Origin of the sequence: Noviherbaspirillum malthae (assembly GCF_015352985.1) — a bacterium.
GTDB classification, from domain to species: Bacteria; Pseudomonadota; Gammaproteobacteria; order Burkholderiales; family Burkholderiaceae_D; genus Noviherbaspirillum; species Noviherbaspirillum malthae.
Map to the genome: position 1 here is coordinate 23,887 of NZ_JACYXF010000024.1, position 22,880 is coordinate 46,766.

A 22,880-nucleotide genomic window follows, 5' to 3' on the forward strand; every position below is an offset into this window, starting at 1 on the left:
AAAACGGCATTGGCGAGCCCGCTGCCGTTCGGCAATTCCCAAGCCAGCCTGGCACTGCCATCACGGTGCCATCGTCATCCGCGATGGATAGCGTTCCGAAATACCGCTTTTTTCCGGATTGGCGAATCGATATCCTGCAGACGGTCCCAAGCAAAATTCTTCCAGCATCCACCCTTCAGGAAACTCTCCGATGGCAACCCCGAAACCTCATGTCACCGTACAGGAAGTCGGCCTGCGCGATGGCCTGCAAAGCATTGCCGGCATCATGCCGACCGACGACAAGAAGCGCTGGATCGACGCGGAATACGCGGCGGGTGTGCGGCACATGGAGGTAGCCTCCTTCGTGCCTGCCAGGCTGCTGCCGCAGATGGCGGACGCCGCCGAAGTCATTGCCCATGCCTTGCGCTATCCCGACCTGACCGTCACAGCCTTGGTGCCGAATCTGAAGGGCGCCGAAAAGGCTTTGGAAGCCGGCGTGCACCGCATCGTCGCGCCGCTCTCGGTCAGCGCCGCGCACAGCATGGCCAACGTGCGCAAGACGCCGCTCGACATGGTGGCCGAGTTCGGCCGCATCGCAGACCTGCGCGAAGCCATGGGCAAGCGCGGCAAGACCAAGCTCATCGCAGGCCTGTCCACGGTCTTCGGCTGCACGCTGCAGGGCGATGTTCCGCTTGCCGACGTGCGCGACATCGTGCAGCGCGTGCTCGACATCGACTGCGACATCATCGCGCTTGCCGATACCACAGGCCATGCGACGCCCGGCCAGGTCGACCGATTTTTCAGTGTGCTGAGGCCGCTTGCGGAAGACAAGCTGACGGTGGCGCATTTCCATGACACCCGCGGCATGGCCTTGCCCAACACCATGATCGCGCTGCAGCACGGCATCTTCGAATTCGATGCCTCGCTGGCCGGCCTCGGCGGCTGCCCGCATGCGCCCGGCGCCACCGGTAACGTCGCCACCGAAGACCTGGTGTTCATGCTGGAAAGCCTTGGCTATCACACCGGCATCGACGTCGAGCAACTGCTGGCGGCGCGCGCCATCATCCGGCAAGCCCTGCCCGAGGCGGCGCTGTACGGCTCGCTGGCGCGTGCCGGCCTGCCCAAGGGATATTCGAAACCGCACTACGAAACAAAGGTAGCAGCATGAACATGCAAGCCAATCAAACCCAAGGCCGCCTGCCGCTCTCCGGCATTCGCGTCGTCGAAATCACCCACATGGTCATGGGGCCCACCTGCGGCATGATCCTCGGCGACCTCGGCGCCGAAGTCATCAAGGTGGAGCCGCCCAAGGGCGACAATACGCGCCGCCTGCTCGGCGCCGGCGCCGGCTTTTTCCGCACCTTCAACCGCAACAAGAAGAGCGTGGCGCTCGACACCAACACCGAAGAAGGCCGCGAGGCCGTGCGCAAGCTGGTCGATACCGCCGATGTCTTCATCGAGAATTTCAAGCCGGGCCGGATGAAGGACCTCGGGCTCGATTACGAGACGCTGCGCAAGCGCAACCCGCGTCTCATCTACGTGTCGCACAAAGGCTTCCTGAGCGGCCCCTACGAGAACCGCCTGGCGCTGGATGAAGTCGTGCAGATGATGGCCGGGCTTGCCTACATGACCGGACCGGTCGGACGTCCGCTGCGCGCCGGCAGTTCGGTCAATGACATCATGGGCGGCATGTTCGGCGCGATCGGCGTGCTGGCCGCGCTGAACGAGCGCTGGACGAGCGGCGCCGGCAAGGAAGTGCAGAGCGCGCTGTTCGAGAACTGCGTGCTGCTGTCGGCCCAGCACATGCAGCAATATGTGGTCACCGGCGAAGCCGCCGCGCCGATGCCGGAGCGCATCAGCGCCTGGGCCGTCTATGACGTATTCGAAATGGCCAACAACGAGCAGCTGTTCATCGCGGCAACAGGCGATGCGCAGTGGCAGGCGCTGTGCAGGCTGATCGGCCGCGACGACCTGCTCGCCGACCCCAAGCTGGCCACCAACAACCAGCGCGTCGTGGTCCGCCCCTGGCTGCTGGCGACGCTGCGCGAAACCTTCCTCGGCTTCGACGCCAACACGCTGGCCTCGCAGCTGGAGGCGAACAACGTGCCGTTCGCATCCATCGTGCGTCCCGAGCAACTGTTCGACGATCCGCACCTGGTGCAGAGCGGCGGCCTGACGAAGCTGAAGCTGGAAGACGGCAGCGAAACCGACATGCCGCTGCTGCCGATCACGCTCGACGGACAGCGCCTCAAGCCGCGCAGGGCGATCCCGAAAATCGGCGAGGACACCGATGAAGTGCTGCGGGAGCTCGGCTTCTCGGAAGAGCAGATCGCGGCGCTGCACAGCGTGCCGGTGAAAGCCAGAGAAGCGGCCTGAAAGGAAACTCCCGACATGGCAATCTACCGTATCGGCGAACGCACGCCGCAGATCGACGACACTGCCTTCGTGGCCGAGACCGCAAGCATCATCGGCGACGTGCGCCTGCAGAAGAACACCAGCGTCTGGCCGGGCGCCGCTGTGCGGGGCGACAACGAGCCGATCACCATCGGCGAGAACAGCAATGTCCAGGAGTGCGCGGTGCTGCATGCCGATCCGGGGTTTCCCCTGACGGTCGGCACCAATGTCACCGTCGGCCACCAGGCCATGCTGCACGGCTGCACCATCGGCGAAGGATCGCTGATCGGAATCCAGGCGGTCATCCTCAACGGTGCGGTCATCGGCCGCAACTGCCTGGTAGGGGCAGGCGCGATCGTCACCGAGGGCAAGCAGTTTCCCGACAATTCGCTGATCGTCGGCGCACCGGCCAAGGTGATTCGCGAGCTGAGCGAAGAGGCCATCCGCGCCATGCACGGCAACACTGCGGAATACGTGGAACGCCGCGGACTCTTCAAGGACCAGCTGGTTCGCCTGGACTGATTTTTAATTTTCGGGGCCGGAAGACATTGGCCCCGCTTCAACGGATGGAGACACCACCATGAAAAGCATTTCACGCAAGCGCCGCGCACTCGCCGCCGCACTGACCCTGTCGATGGCATTGCCCTACGCGCCGGCATTCGCGCAGGGCGACAAGGTCATCCGCATGATCGTTCCGAATGCGCCGGGTTCGAGCGTCGACTCGCTGTCCCGCACGATAGGAGACAAGCTGGCCAAGGCGGCGGGCGGCTCCATCGTGATCGAGAACCTGCCCGGAGCAGGCGGCGTGCCCGGCACCGCGCAGCTGACGCGCGCGCCCAAGGACGGGCTGACGCTGGGCATGGTGTCCAACAATCATGTGGTCAATCCCAGCCTGTACAAGAAGATTCCCTACGATGCCCTCAAGGACGTCACGCCGATCACCGTGGTCGCGGGCTCGCCCTTCGTGCTGGTGGCGCATCCCTCCGTGCAGGCGAAGGACCTGAAAGAACTGGTGGCCCTGGCCAAGGCGCACGGCGACGAGCTGACGATAGGCTCTTCCGGCAACGGCACCATCCTGCACTTGGCTGCGGAAGCGCTGCAGAGCGAAACCGGCATCAAGCTGCGCCACGTGCCGTACAAGGGCACCGGCCAGTTGACCACCGACCTGCTCGGCGGGCAGATCCAGCTCGCCTTCCTCGGCGTGACCGGCGCGGCGCAGCATATCAAGGCCGGCAAGCTGCGCGCGATCGGCGTCTCGACCACCACGCCCTCGTCGCTCCTGCCGAACGTGGCGCCGCTCGCGCAGCAGGGCGCGCCCAACTACAACCTGCAAGGCTGGATCGCGCTGATCGGACCCGGCGGCCTGCCGGCACCGGTCACCAACAAGCTGTATTCCGACGTCAAGGCGCTGCTGGGCACGAAGGAGGTGCAGGACGCGCTTACCGCCCAGGGATTCACGCCGATGGGCACGCCGCCCGACGCAACCGCGGCGCTCTTCCAGAACGAGATGACGCGCTACGCGACGCTGGTCAAGCAATCCGGCATGACGATCGACTGAGGAAGATGGCCGCAGCCGGCAGTACCGCCGGTTGCATTCAGCGTGTGCGCCGCGACAGCCGCACCAGCTTGCAGCTCAGCAAGAATCCCAGCGCGAGCACCGCCGAACTAGCGGTGAAGGCGGGCTTGAATCCGCCGCCGTATTCGATCACCAGTCCGGCCAGCGCAGGGCCGGCAAGCTGGCCTACCGCATAGAACAGGGTGACGTAACTGGTGGCGCGCGGCGCCAGCCGCGGCTCGACCGATTCGGCCGCAATGGTCAGAATGGACGTGAACATGCCTGACACTGTGCAGCCCAGGATCAGGTAGTGCAGCGTGAAGCCGGTGAGCGTGGGAAGAAGCACCGGCAGCAGGGTTGCGACGACATTGAGGGCGACCGAGATGAGCAGCGCCGCAGGCCGGCCGAAGCGGTCGGAGAACAATCCCCAGCAGGGGCCGGCGAAAATCGAGAGCACCCCGAGCAGCGCCGACAGGTGGCCGGCGGTCGGCGCCGCAATGCCCGACGCCAGCGCATAGCTGAACATGAACGTGGTCTGGGCGATATAGGTCGTGCCGACCACGCCGTAGAGCAGGCCGGTCAGGATCAGGCGTCTGTCGCGATAGACCGATGCGGAACTGCCCGCTGCGGCGCCGGGCGCCGCGATGCGCGGATTCGGCAGGAAGCTCAGGCTGGACGCCAGCGCGATCATGCTGGCCACGGCGAACACGCCCCAGGCCCAGCGCCACGCCGACTGACCGGTCAGTTCCCCGAGATAAGGCACCAGCAGGCTTGCCGACAGCATGCCGATGCCGATGCCGCTGTTGGTCAGCCCGATCACCGATCCGCGGCGATGCGGATAATGCCCTGCCAGCAGCGAAATCACCGGCGTATAGGCGAATGCGGTGCCGCAGCCCAGCATCAGCATGGCCAGCAGGAGCATGCCGAATTGCGAGCCGGCAGCAAGAAGAATGAAGCCGGCGGTCGCGAGCGACAGGCCGAGCACGACGGCGGCGCGGCCGCCGCGGCGGGATGCAAAGACGCCGGCCACCATCACCAGAAAAAGATAGCCGAGTGCGGCGGCCGTCACCAACGTGCCCGCCTGCTGATAGCTCAGGCCGAGGTCGGCGCGCATCGACGGCAGGATCAGGCCGAAAGCCAGCCGGGCGAACGCCACTGTCACCAGCGTGACCATCATGCCCGTCAGGACAGGTAGTACAAAAGAGTTGGGCTTGGCTGCCATGCCGGCGTCTCGTCCGGCATCCTGTTTTTCTTTTGATTGCATGGAATGCTGCGCCGCCTGTTGTGCGCCGTCTGTCTCGTGATCGGCCATCATGCCGTGATTGTTGTAGTCGCTGATGACCAAAGACCTTAACATTTTTCAGGAAATCGCGTGCGCTGTGGCCTACGGGCAAGTTTGCGCGTGAGGGCTCTATCTTGCATGCAATGGCCGTTTGATCTGCTGCAGTCATTGTTCTTGCAAGGCTTTCCCTGGATGAACCAAACGCATTCGTCTATGTCAGTAACATTACATACAACTCTTGCAGGAGGATGCAATGAACCAGGACCAAGTGAAGGGCCACATCAAGGAAGCCGCGGGCAAGCTGCAGGAAAAGGCAGGCGAGGTACTCAATGACCGCGACCAGCAAGCCAAGGGTGTCGAGAAACAGGGCGAAGGCACCGTGCAGCGTGTGGTCGGCAACGTCAAGGACACCTTCAAGCGACCCTGATTGAAACGGCTTGAACTGGCTTCAAGCAGATTCAGGACATAGCCCGGCAAGCATTCCGGGCAGGCATGAACGACGGCCCTGCGGGGCCGTCGGCATTTTATCAATCGTGTTTCAGCCGCCATAGGCTCATTCGGCACAGGTTCGTTCCCTGGCCGTGCCACTGCCCGCCGCCGCATCGAGGCGGCAGTAGGCCCGGGCAATCAACACCGCAGAAACTGCCCATGCGGCGGCAATGCACGCACCCAGCAGCGGCACCGCCTGCGGCGAAAGCATCAGGTCGGCCAGCGACTTGAGCCAGGCGCTGATCGCATCTGCGCCGCGGTAGACCACCGTGTCGATGAAGTTCTTGGCCTTGTACTTGAGCTGCGGCGGCAGCACGGTGAACAGCATTTCCCTCCCCGGTTTCACCAGCGCATATTCGCCGACCCGGCGGATCACGAGAATCACGATGAACAGCGCAAAGAGCGGCGACACGCTCAGCAGCAGGAAGCCTGCGACCATGGCCAGCGGCAGGCCCAGCAGCAATGCACGCAGGCCGAATGCGGTTGCGATGCGCGCGGTCAGCAAGAATTGAATCAGCAGCGACAGCAGCTGCACCACGGCGTCGACCATCGAGAAGAATTGCGTCTGCTCGGTGCGGCTTTGAAACCGCTCGGCCACCAGCCTCGCCTGTTCGAGATAAAGAAAGGTACTCACGCTGGCCAGCAGCACGACGAACAATGCAACGCCGAGCAGGAAAGGCGAGCGCAATACATCGGCCGCGCCCGCAAGCGCGCTGCCTCCCAAACGGGCATTGCGGGAATCAAGCGTTTGGCTTGCTGCTTCCTCGCTGTGCTCGGGCGGGAAGCGGTCGCGCCAGCGCTGCAGAACTTCCGAACAGGAAATCGTGACGAGCAGGATCGCGGCGGCGAGCATGAGCAAGCCTTCGTTGCCGATGCGGTTGACCAGCATGGCGCCGGCGAGCGGGCCGGCAAGGCCTCCGAGGCTGGCGCCGGCCGACATCAGCGCGAACAGCCGCCGTGCCTGCTCGGCCTGGAAAATATCCGCAAGGACGCTCCATGCAATCGAGATGGCTGCCAGATTAAACACGGAAAGCCAGATGAAGAAGCTGCGTGCCAGCCAAGGCGCGTCACCGTACGCGGCAAAGGCCAGGCCGAAGGCTACGGTGTTCAGCGCAAAGAACCCCAGGACCCAGTGGCAGATGTAACGGCGCCTGATCTTCGAGACCGCCCAGCCGATGACCGGCGCCGCCGCCAGCGTGGCGATGAAGGTGCCGGTGAACAGCCATTGAAGCTTGTCCACGCCGCCGGCGATGCCCATCGTCTCCCGCACGGGGCGCAGCATGAAATAACTTGCAAACAGGGAAAACAGCATCAGGAATCCGGCGCACACGGCCGGCGGTTCATTGCTGCGGATACCGAGAAGGATGGAGCGGAGCGAGCGCGGTCTTTCGGATCTTTCCATTGTTTTTTGCAATAGGCGGGGCGGGCTTGCTAGTTCAGACGCCGATCAGCGAAGCACGTTCTCCACAAGGGAAGAGAGACGCATGCCGCGGGCCTTGCGAATCTGAAATTTCACCAAGGTATTTTTCCTTGCATGCGAAAAAAACGCGCTTCGATGCATGCACGGCTGGGCTACACTTCCTGTTTCACCCTACATGCCGCAGGCGGCCCCGCTTTTTCATGAATCCGCAAGATCAGGCTCCGTCCGTCGTTCCGTCGCCCGAAGCGAATGCCATCGGCGAGCCCCCGGTTCCGGTCGTCGGGCTGGGCGCTTCCGCCGGCGGCTTTGCCGCGCTGCTCACGCTGCTGGAGAACATGCCTTCCTCGCCAGGCATGGCGCTGGTCGTGGTGCTGCATCTTTCTCCCGACTATCCCAGCAATGCCGACAAGCTGCTGCAGGGCGCCACCGACATGCCGGTGGTGGCGGTCAACCACCGCACGCCCATTCTTCCCAACCAGGTGTACGTCATCCCGCCCGGGTGCAGCCTGAAGATGGAAGACAGTCATCTCTACGTCGATGAGCTGCTGCGTCCGCAGGGCGACCTCATCACCATCGACGTGTTCTTCTGCACGCTGGCCGAAGCGCACAAGGAAAATGCCATCGGCGTCGTGCTGTCCGGCATGGGCAGCGACGGCGTGGCCGGGCTGGCCTGCATCAAGGCGCATGGCGGCTTGACGATTGCCCAGCTGCCCGCCGATGCCGAGGAAAGCAGCATGCCGCAGTCGGCCATTGAGTCCGGGATGGCCGACTTCGTGCTGAGCGCCTCCCAGATTCCGGCCAAGCTGATGCAACTTCATGACACCGCACAGTCCATCCGCCGCCACGGCCTGCAGGGCAATGCGCCCGCAGGCGCCGCGGTCTTCGACATGGGACCGCAGCCGCAGGACACGCTGCACGACATCTTCACGCTGCTGCGCGTGCGCACCGGCCATGATTTCCGCCAGTACAAGCAGCCGACCCTGCTGCGGCGCCTGGAGCGGCGGCTGCAGGTGAGGGCCGTGCCCGATCTGCCCGGCTACTGCCGCCTGCTGGAAAAGGACCACAGCGAAGCGCATGCCTTGCTCAAGGATCTGCTCATCGGCGTGACCAGCTTCTTCCGCGACCGCGACGCCTTCGAGGCGCTCGACCAGCTGGTATTGCCGCAGCTGCTGCAGTCCAAGGGACCGGATGACGAGCTGCGGGCCTGGGTCGCAGCCTGCTCCACCGGCGAGGAAGCCTACTCGCTGGCCATCCTGCTGCGCGAACATGCGGCGGCCCACTCCGGCCCGCCCAAGATGCAGGTGTTCGCCTCGGACATCGACGAGCGCGCCATCCATGCCGCGCGCCTGGGCATGTTTCCCGCATCGATTGCCGCCGACGTGATGCCGGCTCAACTGCAGCGCTATTTCACGCTGGAGGGCGGGCGCTACCGGGTACGCAAGGCGCTGCGCGACACCGTGCTGTTCACGTCGCACAACCTGCTGCACGATCCGGCCTTCTCCCGCCTGGACATCATCAGCTGCCGCAACTTCCTGATCTACCTGAACCGGGAGATGCACCGTCAGGTGCTGGAAACCTTCCACTTCGCGCTCAACCCCGGCGGCTACCTGTTTCTCGGCAGCACCGAATCGGCCGACGCCGCATCGCACCTGTTCGCGCCCGTCGACGCCAGGCACCGCATCTACCAGGCCAAGCCGCTGCCGGGTTCGCTGCGCCGCACGCCCGCCCTGGCCAAGCCCGAGCCCGCGCGCCGTGCGACGGCGATCGACCCGCCGCCGGCGGAAGCGGTCAAGGTGCGCAGGCGCATGTTTTCCTTCGCCGAAATCCACCGGCACAAGGTCATGGAGCTGGGGCCGCCGAGCATCCTCGTCAATGCGAGTGGAGAAATCGTGCACATCGCCGAGCATGCGATCCGCTACCTGCGGCATGCGAGCGGCGAACCGACCCGTGACATCGTTTCCCTGGTGACCCCCGAATTGCGGCTGGAGCTGCGCATGGCGCTGTTCCAGGCGCAGAAGACCGGCAAGCCGGCCGCAACCCCGGCGATTCAGCATGAGAAGGATGGCGGGGGTGGCAGGGATGGCAGGGATGGCAAGGCCGGCATGGTCAGCATGACGGTCGTGCCTTTCGAGGACGAACACGCGGACGGGCTGCTGCTGCTGGTGCAGTTCAACGAAGCCGGCGATGCGCAGCCGCCGCCTGCTGCGCCCGACCAGCGCAATGCGTCCTTGCTGCGGCAGCTGGAGGAAGAGCTGCGGCACACGCAGGACAAGCTGCATGAGACGATGGATCAGGCCGACATGTCGAATGCCGAGCTGCGGGCGTCCAACGAGGAACTGCAGAGCACGGTCGAGGAGTTGCGCTCGGCCGTCGAGGAACAGGACACCAGCCGCGAGGAACTGCAGTCGGTCAATGAAGAGCTGATGACATTGAATGCCCAGCTCAAGATCAAGGTCGACGAGACCGCCAAGTCGCATGACGATCTCAGCAACCTGATTGCTTCCACCGGCATCGCCACCATCTTCCTGGACCGCGAGATGCGCATCAAGCGCTATACACCGCGCGTCAAGGATATCTTCAACATCATCGCGGCCGACGTCGGCCGTCCGCTGTCGCATCTGGCAAGCCGGCTCGACTTCCCGCAGCTGGTCGAGGAGGCTGCCAGGGTCTTCGATACGCTGCAGCCGACGGAGCGCGAGGCGCGCAGCAGCGACGGCCGCTTCTACATCATCCGCGTCAGTCCCTACCGCACCATCGAGGACCGTATCGACGGGGCCGTGATGACCTTCTTCGATATCACGATCCGGCGCGATGCCGAACAGGCCCTGCGCAGGAGCGAGGAGCGGCACCGGGCCGAACTGGAGCAGCAGGTGAAGGAGCGCACCGCCGAACTCAAGGCCAGCCGCGACTTGCTGCAGGCCACCATGGATACCTCGATGGACATGATCCAGGTATTCGAGGCGGTGCGTGACGAGCGTGGCGAGATCGTCGACTTTCGATGGGTGCTGAACAACCATACCTCGGAAAGCCGGTACGGGGAAGTGCGCGGGCAAAGCCTGCTCGAACGCAATCCCGGTGTGGTCAGGGAAGGGATCTTCGACGCATTCAAGCATGTCACCGAGACCGGCGAGCCGCAGCAGGCCGAGCGCCACTACACCCACGAACAGTTCGACGGCTGGTATCTGCAATCGGTGGTGAAGCTCGGCGACGGCGTGGCGACGACCACCAAGGAAATCACGGATTGGAAACAGTCTCAGGAGGAAGTGCTGCATCTGCGGGACGAAATCGTGCAGGCCAAGCTCAGGGAAAGCGAGGGACGCTTTCGCGCGCTGGTCGAAGGGTCTGAGCAGGCGGTGTGGGAAACCGATGCGCAAGGCATGGTTGTGACGGATTCACCGAGCTGGCGCGCCTATACCGGCCAGAGCGTGGAGGAATGGATGGGCAAGGGCTGGGTGAACGCGGTCCATCCCGAGGACCGTGACGGCGCGCTGCGCCAGTGGCAGGAAGCCGTTGCCGGCAGGCGCCTGGTCAATGCGGAGTTCCGGCTCAAGTCGCCGCACGGATGGCGGTGGACCAATGTGCGGGCGGCGCCGGTGTTCAATGACGATGGCTCCCTGCGCAAATGGGTCGGCCTGAACATCGACATTTCCGCGCGCAAGGACATCGAGTTCGCCCTGCACCAGAGCACCGAGCGCATGCACAGGATCGTCAGGCAAGCGATCGCCGGGGTGGTGCAGGCCGATGACAAGGGAAACATGACGCTGGTGAACCAGAAGTTCTGCGACATGCTAGGCTATACCGAAGAGGAACTGATTGGCCGCGGTATCGCCGACGTCACCGCGCCCGCATCGGTGCAAGCCACCGTAGACGCGATGCGCCAGCTGGCTGCGGGCAGGGCGGACGTGGTGCTCGAAAAGCAGTACCTGCGCAAGGACGGCTCGCCGATGTGGGCCGAGAGCAGCGTAAGCGGACTGCATGGGCCGAACGGCGAGTTCCAGGGCGTGGTGGCCGTCGTGGTCGACATCGGCGAGCGCAGGCCGGCCGGGGACAGCCGCACCGACGCGCCGCAGCCGCCGGCATGACGCAAGCGCGGGCCTGCTGCGTGCAGGAATCATAAATCCCATCCATGGCCAGGCCGTAAACTTCCTCGCAGGCATGGCGGAACAGCTGGGTCGCGCCGCTATTCCAGAAGACGATCCTGCATGCAGGATCGATGACGATGGTTCCGTCATGGAACATCGCCATGTTGGCGGCTCGTTCGTGTAGCCGCCTGGGTTGCCCGGGTCGTCCGGTTCGCTCTGGAAAATGTGTGGAGAGCCCATCTGATCCGTGCCGTGCCGGCGCATCACCGCCGCCGTTGACAAATATCGATCCGTCTTTTCCAGAATAATTCACATTGAGCTTATCGAGCCCCGTCAAGCCGCCGGACCATTGACCGGATCGCTCGACCGGCCCGCACCGTTTCAAGCTCTGCATTCACCGCGCATGCCTGACATGCTCTACACTTCTGGAAATCTTCTTTCACCTACCCCTGCGCTGTCCGCGGAAGCACCGCAATGGAAGCCGGAACCGGAATCGCAACGCAGAAGCATTCCAGGCACTTCAAGCACCTCAATCGATCATGATGAACAATTTGCTTTCGTCACAGGAAAACGGCGGAGTGACGATCATTCCGGGCAAGCCGCAGTTCTTCACCGTCGGGATAGCAGCGTCGGCCGGCGGCCTGCAAGCCTGTACCCGGCTGCTTGAAGCATTGCCGCCCCGATGCGGCATGGCCTTCGTCGTGATTCTGCATCTCTCACCCGAACATGAGAGCAATGCCGCGCAGCTGCTGCAGCGCGCGACCCCGATGCCCGTCGTGCAGGTCAGCCAGGCGATGCTGCTCGAATCCGATCATGTCTACGTGATTGCGCCCAACAAGCACCTGACCATCCAGGACGATCATCTCGTGCCGAGCGAATTCGCATCCCCGCCGGGCGTGCGGATCGCGGCGGATGTATTCTTCCGTACATTGGCCGAGACCCGGCAGGAAAGCGCCATCGCCATCGTACTCTCGGGCACCGGGACGGACGGCGCGCTGGGCATCCGGCGCGTCAAGGAGCAGGGCGGATTCACTTTCGCACAGGCGCCCGAAGATGCGGAGCACGACGGCATGCCGAACGCGGCGATCGAAAGCGGCAGCATCGATTTCGTTCTTCCGGTCGCGGAAATACCTTCCCTCCTCAGGCAGCTGCAGAACAGCCAGCACCCCACCGAACTCACGGCGCTTCTCGAGACCCTGCCAGGCTCTCTCCTGGAGATGCCGGCATCGAACGACGTCGAGGCGGATGTGCAGAAGATCATCGCGCAGCTGCGTATGCATACCGGCCATGATTTCCGGCATTACAAGCGGCCGACCATGCTGCGCCGGATCGACCGCCGCCTGCAGGTACGCGGCATGTCGAGCTTGGCAGCCTATGCAGCACTGCTGGAAAGCGATCCCCGGGAAGCCGATACCTTGCTGCGCGACATGCTGATCGGCGTGACCAACTTCTTCCGCGATCGCCAGGCCTTTGATGTGCTTGAGAAAAAGATATTGCCCGACATCCTGGCGAACCGGCGGCAGAACGACCCGGTGCGGGCCTGGGTGGCGGCCTGCTCCACCGGCGAAGAAGCCTATTCGCTTGCAATGATTCTGTGCGAGCAGACCGCATCGCTCGGCAAATCCATGCCGATCCAGATCTTTGCCTCGGATATCGACGAACGGGCGATCGCAACCGCACGCGCGGCCACGTATCCGTCATCGATTGTCGCCGACGTCGCACCCGAGCGGCTGCAGCAACATTTCAACAAGGAAGACGACAGGTACCGGGTACGCAAGAGCGTACGCGACCGCGTACTGTTCGCGCCGCACAACATCCTGCGCGATCCGCCGTTCTCCCGGCTCGACATCGTTTCCTGCCGCAACCTGCTGATCTACCTCAACCGCGAGATGCAGACCCATCTTCTGGAGATGTTCCACTTCTCGCTGAATCCAGGCGGCATCCTGTTTCTCGGCAGCTCGGAATCCGCCGATCTGGCATCGCATCTGTTCATTCCCCTCGATAAGAAGCACCACATCTACCAGGCCAGGGCGCTTTCGAGGGGGAGGTATCCGTCGTCGCAGGGCTATCCCGCACTGCGCCATCCCGGCATGGAAGCGCCGCAGCTGCCCGCCAAGCGCCAGTTCTCTTTCGCCGAAGTGCATCAGCGGGTGCTTGCGCAGCATGCGCCGCCCAGCGTCATCGTCAACCGGGACGCGGACATCGTCTACATGTCCGACCGTATCGGCCGTTTCCTGCGCCATGTGGCCGGCGAGCCGTCGCGCAATCTCGTCTCGCTGGTCCTGCCCGATCTGCGGGTCGAGCTGCGCACCGCCCTTTTCCAGGCGGTCCACAGCGGCATGAGCGTCGAGGCGCGCCGGGTGAGGCTGGTCCGCGACGGAAGGACCTATTTCATCCACATGACGGTGCGTCCCTTCCGTGACGACGACGCCGGTGCCGATCTGGTGCTGGTGCTGTTCGACGAAGTCGAGCAGACCATGGGCGACGAAGCCGGCGCGCATGGCATAAAGGCCGATACGGTGCTCACCCAGCTGGAGGAGGAACTGCAGCGCACCAAGGAACAGCTGCAGGAAACCATCGAGCAGTCGGAAATCTCGAACGAGGAATTGCGCGCGTCCAACGAAGAGCTCCAGGCCATCAACGAGGAACTGCGCTCGGCTACCGAGGAACTGGAAACCAGCAGGGAAGAACTGCAGTCGGTCAACGAGGAACTGAGTACCGTCAACTATGAGCTCAAGTCGAAGGTCGAGGAAACCGGCAAGGTCAATGACGACCTCAACAACCTGATTGCCTCGGCCGACATCGCGACCATCTTCGTCGACCGCGGCATGCGCATCAAGCGCTACACGCCCCGCGTGGCCGATCTGTTCAACCTCATTCCGTCCGACATTGGACGCTCGCTGCTGGATATCACCCATCGCCTCGACTATGACGATCTCACGAGTGACGTCGCCGCGACCTTCGACACGCTGCGACCGGTGGAGCGGGAGGTGCGCAGCACAGACGGCCGCTATTACATCGTCCGCCACTTTCCCTACCGCACCAATGAAGATGCGATAGAAGGCGCAGTCATGACCTTCTTCGACATCACCCGGCGCCGGGAAGCCGAAGAGCAGGCGCGCGCAGGCGAGGCGCGCATGCGCCTGGTCGCCGACAGCATGATGGATTACGCCATCATGACGCTGGACGGCGACGGCCGCGTCACGAGTTGGAGCAAGGGCGCGGAACGCCTGTACGGCTATGGTGAACAGGAAATGACGGGGCAGCCGGGCTCGGCGGTTTTCCTGCCCGAGGATCGCGAAGCCGACCTGCTCAAAGCGGAGATGCTCATCGCCCGCGAAAAAGGAAGCACCAGGAGCGAATGCTGGCAGCAGAGAAAGGACGGCTCGCGCTTCTTTGCCAGCGGAATGATGTCGCTGTTCAGCGAAGGCAGACGTGAAGGCTACGCAAGAATCGTCCGCGACGACACCGAGCGCGTCAGGCTGGAAAGCCGCCGCGAAGCTCAGCTGACCCGGGAGCATGAAGGCCGCACCAGCGCCGAACTTGCCAGCACGATGCGGGACCAGTTCATGGCGATCATGTCGCATGAACTGCGCAATCCGCTCAACCTCATCAACATGAACGCCGAATTGCTGTCGCGCCTGCAGGAGGTGCAGCAATCGCCGCTCGGCGCAAGGGCGGTCAATACCATCCGTACGGCGGTGGCAAGCCAGTCGCGCGTCATTTCCGATCTGCTCGACCTGTCGAGGCTGCAGACCGGCAAGCTTATGCTGGCGCCGGAAAACGTCGATTTCGGCGCGCTGGTCAGGCGCTTGGTCGAGGCTTGCAGGCTGGACCCTGCGTGCAGCCAACGACGGATCGATGTGTCCGGCACAGATGCTCCGATGTGGGTGCATGCCGATCCGGTCCGGCTCGAGCAGGTGGTGCAAAATCTGCTCGACAATGCCGTCAAGTTCAGCCAGGCGGGCGGAAGCATCCACCTCAGGCTCGACGAGGCCGACGGCGAAGCCAGACTCGAGGTGATCGACGACGGCAAGGGCATCGCGCCGGAATTCCTGCCCCATGTCTTCGACATGTACCGCCAGGCCCAGCACGGCAAGGGCCGCGCCAACGCGGGACTGGGCATAGGCCTGTCCCTGGTGAAGCAGCTCGTGGATCTGCATCACGGAAAGATCGAAGCGGAATCCGGCGGCCAGGGCAAGGGTGCCTGCTTCCGGATCCGGCTGCCGTCCGGCGCGGCTATGGACGCATGGCGAGGTAAGCAGACGGTGCCGCCGGGCGAGCATCTCAAGGGCATTTCCGTGCTCCTGCTGGACGGCGACGAGGAAGCTTCGCACAGCCTGCGCTACCTGCTTGAGTATGAAGGCGCAACGGTAAGCGTTGCACACCATGCGGACGACGCGCTCTCCCGCTTGCGGCAGAATCCCGCAGATCTCGTCATCGTCGATCCTGCGCGGCTGGAAGTCACCGGGGAAGCTTTCCTCAGGCAAATGAGGCAGCTGCCGCAGGGCAGCCGCATGCTTGCCATTTCCCTCGGCGGCCTTGGACGAGCCCAGGATGTGCAGCAGGCGCTGCAGGAAGGTTTCGCGGCGCATCTGGCCAAGCCGGTGGCGCTGGATGTTCTGCTCCCGATGCTCGCCGGACTGATGCAGCAGCGCGAGAACGATTCATGACGCCAGCATGGCAGGCGTCGGTGCGGAAACAAAAGCAGGGCAGGCAGCCTGCGCCTGAATAAAATTGCAATTAATCCGTTGAAGGCGAGTCGAACCGGTCGGAGCGACCATATTCGATCAGTCATTCATTCGGGAGGGAAATCGCCTTGGGTCGAGAATCCATGCGTATCGTCGTCATCGGCACCTCCGCAGGCGGCGCCGATGCGCTGCAGCGCCTGTTCAAGCGGCTTCCTGCGGATTTTCCCGCCGCCGTGCTGGTCGTCATGCATATCGGCAGCCATTACAGCATCCTGCCGAAGATACTGGAACGGCATTCCCGCATGCCGGTGAGGCATGCGGTCGACGGCGAGCCGGTGCGGCCGGGAGTCGTCCTGGTGGCGCCGCCCGATCATCATCTGCTGCTCGAGGATGGGATGACCCGGTTGTCGAAGGGTGCGAAGGAAAACTTTTCCCGCCCTGCGGTTGATCCCCTGTTTCGTTCCGCCGCGCTGTACTACCAGCAGAATGCGATCGGCGTCGTGCTGACCGGCCTGCTTGACGACGGCACCATCGGCCTGCAGGCGATCAAGACCTACGGCGGTCTTGCACTGGTCCAGGATCCGGAGGACGCCGACGAGCCTTCCATGCCCCGAAGCGCGCTGCAGCATGTCGATATCGATGCCTGCCTGCCCCTGGAGGCACTGGCCGACCGCCTGTGCGCACTGGTCGCAGCATCGCCGCCGGAGCAAACGATGCCTTCACCGTTCAGCAAGGCCGTCGAGACGCAAGCCCGGTTCGACCTGCGCCAGAAGACCGATATTGCCGAACTCGAGAAGATTGCCGTGCCTTCGGGGTTTTCCTGTCCGGAATGCCAGGGGTCACTCTGGGAAATCAAGGATACGCATCCGGTTCACTACCGTTGTCATACCGGGCATTCGTACACGACGCAGGGCCTGCTGGATATGCAGGGAGTAACGATCGAGGAAGCAGTCTGGGCGGCAATCCGGGCGCTTCATGAAAAGCAGATGCTGCTGCGGCGCCTGGCAAGGAATGCGAACCGGGCGGCGCCCAAGTCTGCCGCCGAGGAGCATATGGCCACGGCCGCCATGCTGGAGCGTCATTCGGAAACCTTGCGCAGGATGATTGCCAAGCGCGATGGAGAGTCATAAGCTTGAATGGTGAGTAATTTCTCGCCGAAGCTTCACCAGCTTGCCGAACGCCATGAGTATTCTTTCACCCTCACTCTCGCGCCACCAGAACGCGGTATTGCGGCTGCTGAACGATGAAGAGTTTGCGGCCATGGCATCCTGCGCCGATGAAGTCGACCTCCAGGCCAGAGACGTCATGGCGACGCAGGGAACACCCGTCCAGCATGTGTTTTTCCCGATGACCAGCGTGCTGTCGGTGCTGAGCTACATGTCGAACGGAGTCAGTACGGAAATCGGCACGATCGGCAATGAAGGCTTTTCCGGCGTGGAACTGCTGACAGGCGCGCCCCTGGCAATGCAGACCACCATCTGCCAGATCCCGGGTGCTTGCCTGAAAATGCCCGCCGAGGATTTCAAGGCGCTGGCGCAGCGCCCGCCTTTCCGGCGAGTACTTAACCATTTCCTTGTGGCTTATCTCGCCCAACTGGCGCAGTCGATTGCCTGCAATCGCCTGCATTCGGTGGAGCAGCGCTTCGCCCGCTGGATGCTGCTGACATGCGACCGGGTCGGCAGCAAATTCTTTCTGACACAGGAATTCCTCGCTGATATGCTCGGTGTGCATCGCCCCAGCGTGAGTCTGGTCGCCGAAGCTTTGCAGGAAGAAGGAATCATCAGATATCACCGCGGCCACATAAGCATCCTGGACCGGCCCGGATTGGAAAAACGCAGCTGCGAATGCTACGGCATGCTCAAAGCGCAGATGCAACGCATGCAGCTGCTTGTGCCGCATGCATCGAACGGGGAACAGGCTGATGCGCAGCAAGGCGGAATGCACGGCCCGTGCAACATCAACTTTAGGTAAAGCAAATGGAACGTCTCGCCTTAAGCCAGGACTGCTACAGCAAGCTGCTGGACATGCTTCCGCGCAAGGATCTCATGGAGGTATCGGCATTGATGTCGGTTTGCGAAGTCAGACAGAGGGAAGTGATCGCCGCGCGCAACCACCCCATCGGATATGTGTATTTTCCATATGATGCGGTATTCGCAAGCGTCCTGGAACTGCAGGAAGGCCAGATGCCCGAGATTGCAGTAGTCGGCAGTGAGGGCGTTGCCCCAATTCATGCATTGTTCGGCGCAGAAACTCCATCGGAAACCATTATCTGCAAGGTGGATGGAACCTGCCTGCGGATGGGGCTGCACGATTTCCGGCATGAAGTCGGGCACAATCCGCGCTTCCGCTACATCCTGCAACTCTATGCGCAGGCTTACCAAAGCCAGCTGCATCAGCGCGTGGCATGCAGCCGCCTGCATACGCTCGAACAGCGGTATGCCAGCGGCATGCTGGCGACGATGGACCGCGCAGGCCCGCGGCCGCTGCCGCTGACCCAGGATTTCGTGGCCTTGCTGCTCGGCGTGCGCAGGCCGGGCGTGAGCCTTGTTGCCCAGCAGTTCCTCACTTCCGGGGCAATAGAGTACTCAAGGGGAAAAATGCGCGTCCTCGATCGCCATGTTCTCGAGCAACATGCATGCGAATGCTACCTGCATATCAGGAGCGAGTACGAAAAGATACTTGGCGTGCAGGTCGGTTAGAGAGGTTCTGCCCCGAGCGAGCGATTGCGAACCGGATCAAGGCGCGCCGTTGGCCAGCTGTTCGAGAATCTGCCTTCGGTGTGCCTTCATGGATTCCAGGCCGTCGAGCATGCTGGCGAGCAGTTTGCGCGAGCCTTCGGAATCGCGTCCTTCATTTTCCAAACGCGCGATCAGGGCACGCTGCGCGGCGATGCGTTTTTCGGCTTCGACGACGCGCAGATTCGCCTGCATCAGGTGCTGCCGTTCCAGGGGCGAACGTGTCATCGGGTAGTGATCGTGTTGAGTCGGAAAGTTTTCATTCTAGTACAGCCACGGCCGACATGGCCGGCCTCAAGCATTGCTTGAACGCTTATATGCATGCTTTAGCGAGAAGTGCACCTGCAGATGCCGTCCGCTCGCTATGTACGGAACCTGACATTGAAGTTGCAGTCTGTCGTGAATCATGACCTGATTCACCAAGCGAGGCAAGCATGACTCCCGATCGAATCGAGGCCGCCATCAGGGAGGGCGAGGCGGCCGATCTTGACATGGATACGTGCATCCAGATCTATTCGCACATCCTTGCCGTACTGGCGTCTTCCGTTGCGCCTTCGGAGCTGCGCAGGCTGATACTGATCGGCACCGCGATGTACAGATGCATGAACCGGCAAGCGATGTGCAGCCTGCAGGTGCCCGGGGCGAAGCTGCCCGAGGAAGACGAGTATCCGCCCGGGCTGCTGCACTGACTGGGCTGCCGCCGATTGCATTACACTGGAAGAATTATCCAGATCGTGCGCATGCGCACAGCTTGTCCATGAACGACTCCAACCAGGCCGCTGCTTCCTCCACCCCTTCCGGCACCGAGGGCAGTCCTCAGAGCCATCTTCGCTTTCCCGTCGTCGGGATAGGCGCTTCCGCAGGTGGGCTGCCGGCACTGCTGACCTTGCTTGAGCAGTTGCCTGCGTCGCCGGGCATGGCATTCGTTGTCGTCATGCACCTGCCGGCCGACCAGCGCAGCGGGCTGGACCGCATACTGCAGAAAGCGACAGCCATGCCGGTGGTGCAGCTCCAGCACACGCTGCCTATCCTGCCGGACCATGTTTACGTGATTCCGCCCAACCGCAGCATCAGGATGCACGACAGCCACCTGGTGCTCGACGAGATGGAGCGCCGCGACGGCCAGCATATCGCCATCGATATCTTTTTCCGCACGCTGGCCGAAGCGCACAAGGAACATGCGGTGGCCGTCGTGCTCTCCGGCATGGGCAGCGACGGTTCGCTCGGCGCGACCCGCATCAAGGAACAGGGCGGCGTGGCAATTGCGCAGCATCCCGCCGATGCCGAGCATGACAGCATGCCGCTGGCTGCCATCGCCACCGGCGCGGTGGATTTCATCGTCACTGCAGCCGACATCCCCGCGAAGCTGGTCTCGCTCTGGGACAACGCCAAGGCAATCCAGCTGCCGCCGGCCAAGGAAGAGGATGCCCCGCTGACCGCGGGAAAGGACCTGCGCCCGGAATCCGAACAGGCGCTGCAGGACGTCATCGGCATGCTGCGCAACCACACCGGACACGATTTCAGGAGCTACAAGCGCGCCACCATCCTGCGCCGCATCGAGCGCCGCATGCAGGTGCGCGAGGTGCCCGACATGCAGAGTTACCGGGGCGTGCTGGAAAACGATCCGCCCGAGCATAATGCGCTGCTCAAGGATTTGCTGATCGGCGTCACCAATTTCTTCCGCGACCGGGAAGCCTTCGAGGCGCTCGAGCGGCAGATCCTGCCGCAGATCTTCCAGGACAAGCCGCTCGACGGCGAAGTCCGCGCCTGGGTCGCGGCCTGTTCCACCGGCGAGGAAGCCTATAGCCTGGCCATGCTGATGAACGAACATGCGTCGGCGCTGCCGCGTCCGCCGAAGTTCCAGATCTTCGCTTCCGACATCGACGAGCGCGGCATCGCGGCAGCGCGCGCCGGCCTGTATCCGGCCTCGATTGCCGCGGACGTGGCGCCGGAGCGCCTGGCAGCCTATTTCGCCAAGGAGGATGGCCGTTACCGCATCCGCAAGACGGTGCGCGACCGGGTGCTGTTCGCTGCGCACAACGTGCTGCGCGATCCGCCGTTTTCCCGGCTCGACCTGATCACCTGCCGCAACCTGATGATCTACCTGAACCGGGAAATGCAGATGCATGTCCTGGAAATGTTTCATTTCGCGCTCAATCCCGGCGGCTTCCTGTTTCTCGGCAGCTCGGAATCGGCCGATGTCATGCCCAACCTGTTCGCGCCGGTCGACAAGGCCAACCGCATCTACCAGGCCAAGCCGCTGGCCCGCACCAGCCGCTACCTGCCCAAGCCGATGGCCAACATGCCGAGCCGGATGGTGGAGCCGGAGGCTGCCTATGTTCCCGCGCGGCGCCAGTTTTCCTACGCGGAAATCCACCAGCAGGCGCTGCTCCAGTACGCCGAGGCCAGCATCCTCGTCAACACCGATTCCGATATCGTGCATCTCTCCGACCGCGCCGGCCGCTACCTGCGCCATGTCGGCGGGGAACCGTCGCGCAGCATCATTTCCCTGATCCTGCCCGAGCTGCGGCTGGAACTGCGTTCGGCGCTGTTCCAGGCCATCAAGAGCGGCCGGCCGGTGGAGACGCGCCGCATCCCGGTGGAGCAGGACGGGCAGACGCGCCACGTGGCAATGACGGTGCGGCCGTTCCGCAACGACGAGGCCGGTGCCGACCTGGCCCTGATCCTGATCGAGGAGAGCAGCGAAGGCGTCGGCGGCGCAGCCATCCATGAATTCCGCCAGGACGCGGTGCTCGCCCAGCTCGACGAGGAATTGCAGCGCACCAAGGAGCAGCTGCAGCAGACCATCGAACAGGCCGAAGCCTCCAGCGAGGACATGCGCGCTTCCAACGAAGAGCTGCAGGCCACCATCGAGGAGTTGCGCTCCGCCACCGAGGAACTGGAGACCAGCAAGGAGGAACTGCAGTCGATCAATGAAGAGCTGATCACGGTCAATGCCGAACTCAAGAGCAAGGTGGAGGAAACCAGCAAGGCCAATGACGACCTGAGCAACCTGATCGCGTCGGCCGACATCGCCACCATCTTCGTCGACCGCAGCATGCACATCAAGCGCTACACGCCGCGCGTGGCCGAACTCTTCAATATCATTCCCTCCGATGTGGGCCGCTCGCTGCTCGACATCACGCACAAGCTCAACTACCCCGAACTGGCGGCCGATGCCGCGACTACCTTCGATACGCTGCGCCCGCTGGAGCGCGAGGTGCGCAGCACTTCAGGGCACACCTTCATCGCGCGCGTGCGGCCCTACCGCACGGTCGAAGACAGGATAGACGGTGCGGTGATGACCTTCTTCGACATCAGCCGCCATCGCGAAGCGGAGGAGCAGCTGCGGCGCAACGCGGCGCAGCAGGCCTTCATGCTGCGGCTGTCGGACACGCTGCGCTCGCTCGGCGACACGCCCCTGATCCAGCGCGAGGCCAGCCGCGTTTTGCGCGAGCATCTCGGAGCGAAGCTCGTCGTGTTCTGGGAAGCGGTCTCGGAAGATGAGCTCGCGCTTGCCGGCTGCTCCTATGCACCCGGCACGGCCGGCTTCAGCAGCCGCCTGCGGCTGAGCGACCATGATCCCGGCGTCGGCGCCGCCTATCGCATGGGCCAGATCGTCTGCCTCGAGGACGCTGCGCGCGAACCATCGCTGACCGACGCGCAGCGCGCAGCCTTCGCCGCCGAAGGCACCGGCGGCTGGATCGGCGTACCCCTGATGAAGGGAGGAAAACTCTCCGCCCTGCTCGGTGCTGCCTATCCGGCGCCGCACAAGTGGTCGCAGGCGGAGATCGCGCTGGTGCAGGAAGTCGCCGAGCGCACCTTCGCGGCAATGGAAAGGGCGCAGGCCGAGGCGGCGCGGCAAGCCAGCGAAGACGCGTTGCGCGAAAGCGAGGCCCGCTTCCGGATGCTGGTGGAAGGATTCGCGCAGGCGGTATGGGAAACCGATGCCGCCGGCAGGCTGATCGGCGATTCGCCGGGCTGGCGCGCCTATACCGGCCAGAGTCTGGAGGACGGACTTGCGAAAGGCTGGCTGGATACGGTGCATCCTGAAGATCGCGGCGAGGCGCTGCGGCAATGGGAGGATGCGGTCGGTACGGGCCGCCTGCTCAATGCGCGGGTTCGCCTGCGTACGGCCGACGATGGCTGGCGGATGACGAACGTCCTCGCCACGCCGCTGGTCGATGCCGACGGCTCCGTGCGCAAGTGGATCGGCGTCAATATCGATGCGGAGGGCAGGAGCGGAACATAGC

General features: G+C 63.4%; 15 protein-coding genes. 12 read left to right on the plus strand and 3 right to left on the minus strand.

Annotated features, from left to right (window positions below):
• The first annotated feature begins 190 nt into the window (after positions 1-190).
• Genes IGW03_RS21720 through IGW03_RS21735 form a run of 4 tightly spaced genes read left to right on the plus strand, consistent with a single transcriptional unit; the run spans position 191 to position 3,931 of the window.
• Positions 191-1,147 (plus strand): hydroxymethylglutaryl-CoA lyase, encoded by a 957-nt coding sequence (locus tag IGW03_RS21720; RefSeq protein ID WP_194724622.1) that lies wholly within the window; start codon positions 191-193, stop codon positions 1,145-1,147.
• Positions 1,144-2,355, plus strand: coding sequence for a CaiB/BaiF CoA transferase family protein (locus IGW03_RS21725; protein ID WP_194724623.1), 1,212 nt, complete (start codon positions 1,144-1,146; stop codon positions 2,353-2,355). The genes IGW03_RS21720 and IGW03_RS21725 overlap by 4 nt, the downstream gene beginning before the upstream one ends.
• A gap of 15 nt (positions 2,356-2,370) precedes the next feature.
• Positions 2,371-2,895, plus strand: coding sequence for a gamma carbonic anhydrase family protein (locus tag IGW03_RS21730; RefSeq protein ID WP_194724624.1), 525 nt, complete (start codon positions 2,371-2,373; stop codon positions 2,893-2,895).
• 58 nt (positions 2,896-2,953) lie between these two features.
• On the plus strand, positions 2,954-3,931 hold the full coding sequence (locus tag IGW03_RS21735) for a Bug family tripartite tricarboxylate transporter substrate binding protein (RefSeq protein ID WP_194724625.1): 978 nt from the start codon (positions 2,954-2,956) through the stop codon (positions 3,929-3,931).
• Between the two features lie 37 nt (positions 3,932-3,968).
• Here the strand turns inward: IGW03_RS21735 and IGW03_RS21740 are convergent, their stop codons facing one another.
• Positions 3,969-5,285 (minus strand): MFS transporter, encoded by a 1,317-nt coding sequence (locus IGW03_RS21740; RefSeq protein ID WP_194724626.1) that lies wholly within the window; start codon positions 5,283-5,285, stop codon positions 3,969-3,971.
• Between the two features lie 178 nt (positions 5,286-5,463).
• Here IGW03_RS21740 and IGW03_RS21745 point away from each other — a divergent pair, with 178 nt between their 5' ends.
• Entirely contained in the window at positions 5,464-5,637 is a 174-nt protein-coding gene (locus IGW03_RS21745; protein WP_194724627.1) for a CsbD family protein, read from the plus strand.
• Positions 5,638-5,763: 126 nt separating this feature from the next.
• Here IGW03_RS21745 and IGW03_RS21750 read toward each other — a convergent pair whose 3' ends face one another.
• Positions 5,764-7,101: an NTP/NDP exchange transporter gene (locus IGW03_RS21750; protein WP_194724628.1), complete on the minus strand. Its 1,338-nt coding sequence runs from the start codon at positions 7,099-7,101 to the stop codon at positions 5,764-5,766.
• Between the two features lie 218 nt (positions 7,102-7,319).
• On the opposite strand from IGW03_RS21750, the gene IGW03_RS21755 reads away from it, so the two are divergent.
• From IGW03_RS21755 to IGW03_RS21775, 5 genes are all read left to right on the plus strand, one after another.
• Positions 7,320-11,201 (plus strand): CheR family methyltransferase, encoded by a 3,882-nt coding sequence (locus IGW03_RS21755; RefSeq protein WP_194724629.1) that lies wholly within the window; start codon positions 7,320-7,322, stop codon positions 11,199-11,201.
• A gap of 539 nt (positions 11,202-11,740) precedes the next feature.
• Positions 11,741-15,874, plus strand: coding sequence for a chemotaxis protein CheB (locus IGW03_RS21760; protein ID WP_228535908.1), 4,134 nt, complete (start codon positions 11,741-11,743; stop codon positions 15,872-15,874).
• 161 nt (positions 15,875-16,035) lie between these two features.
• Entirely contained in the window at positions 16,036-17,022 is a 987-nt protein-coding gene (locus tag IGW03_RS21765) for a chemotaxis protein CheB (RefSeq protein WP_194724630.1), read from the plus strand.
• A 52-nt stretch (positions 17,023-17,074) separates the two neighbouring features.
• Positions 17,075-17,863 carry a Crp/Fnr family transcriptional regulator gene (locus tag IGW03_RS21770; protein ID WP_194724631.1) on the plus strand — a complete coding sequence of 263 codons (789 nt, stop codon included), beginning with the start codon at positions 17,075-17,077 and terminating at the stop codon, positions 17,861-17,863.
• 5 nt (positions 17,864-17,868) lie between these two features.
• Positions 17,869-18,591 carry a Crp/Fnr family transcriptional regulator gene (locus IGW03_RS21775; RefSeq protein ID WP_194724632.1) on the plus strand — a complete coding sequence of 241 codons (723 nt, stop codon included), beginning with the start codon at positions 17,869-17,871 and terminating at the stop codon, positions 18,589-18,591.
• A gap of 36 nt (positions 18,592-18,627) precedes the next feature.
• Here the strand turns inward: IGW03_RS21775 and IGW03_RS21780 are convergent, their stop codons facing one another.
• On the minus strand, positions 18,628-18,855 hold the full coding sequence (locus tag IGW03_RS21780; protein WP_194724633.1) for a hypothetical protein: 228 nt from the start codon (positions 18,853-18,855) through the stop codon (positions 18,628-18,630).
• Positions 18,856-19,061: 206 nt separating this feature from the next.
• On the opposite strand from IGW03_RS21780, the gene IGW03_RS21785 reads away from it, so the two are divergent.
• The gene (locus tag IGW03_RS21785) at positions 19,062-19,316 is read left to right on the plus strand and encodes a hypothetical protein (RefSeq protein ID WP_194724634.1); all 255 of its coding nucleotides are present in this window, start codon (positions 19,062-19,064) and stop codon (positions 19,314-19,316) included.
• Between the two features lie 68 nt (positions 19,317-19,384).
• A complete protein-coding gene (locus tag IGW03_RS21790; protein WP_194724635.1) occupies positions 19,385-22,879 on the plus strand; it encodes a CheR family methyltransferase in 3,495 nt (1,164 codons plus the stop codon).
• Position 22,880: the final 1 nt, after the last annotated feature.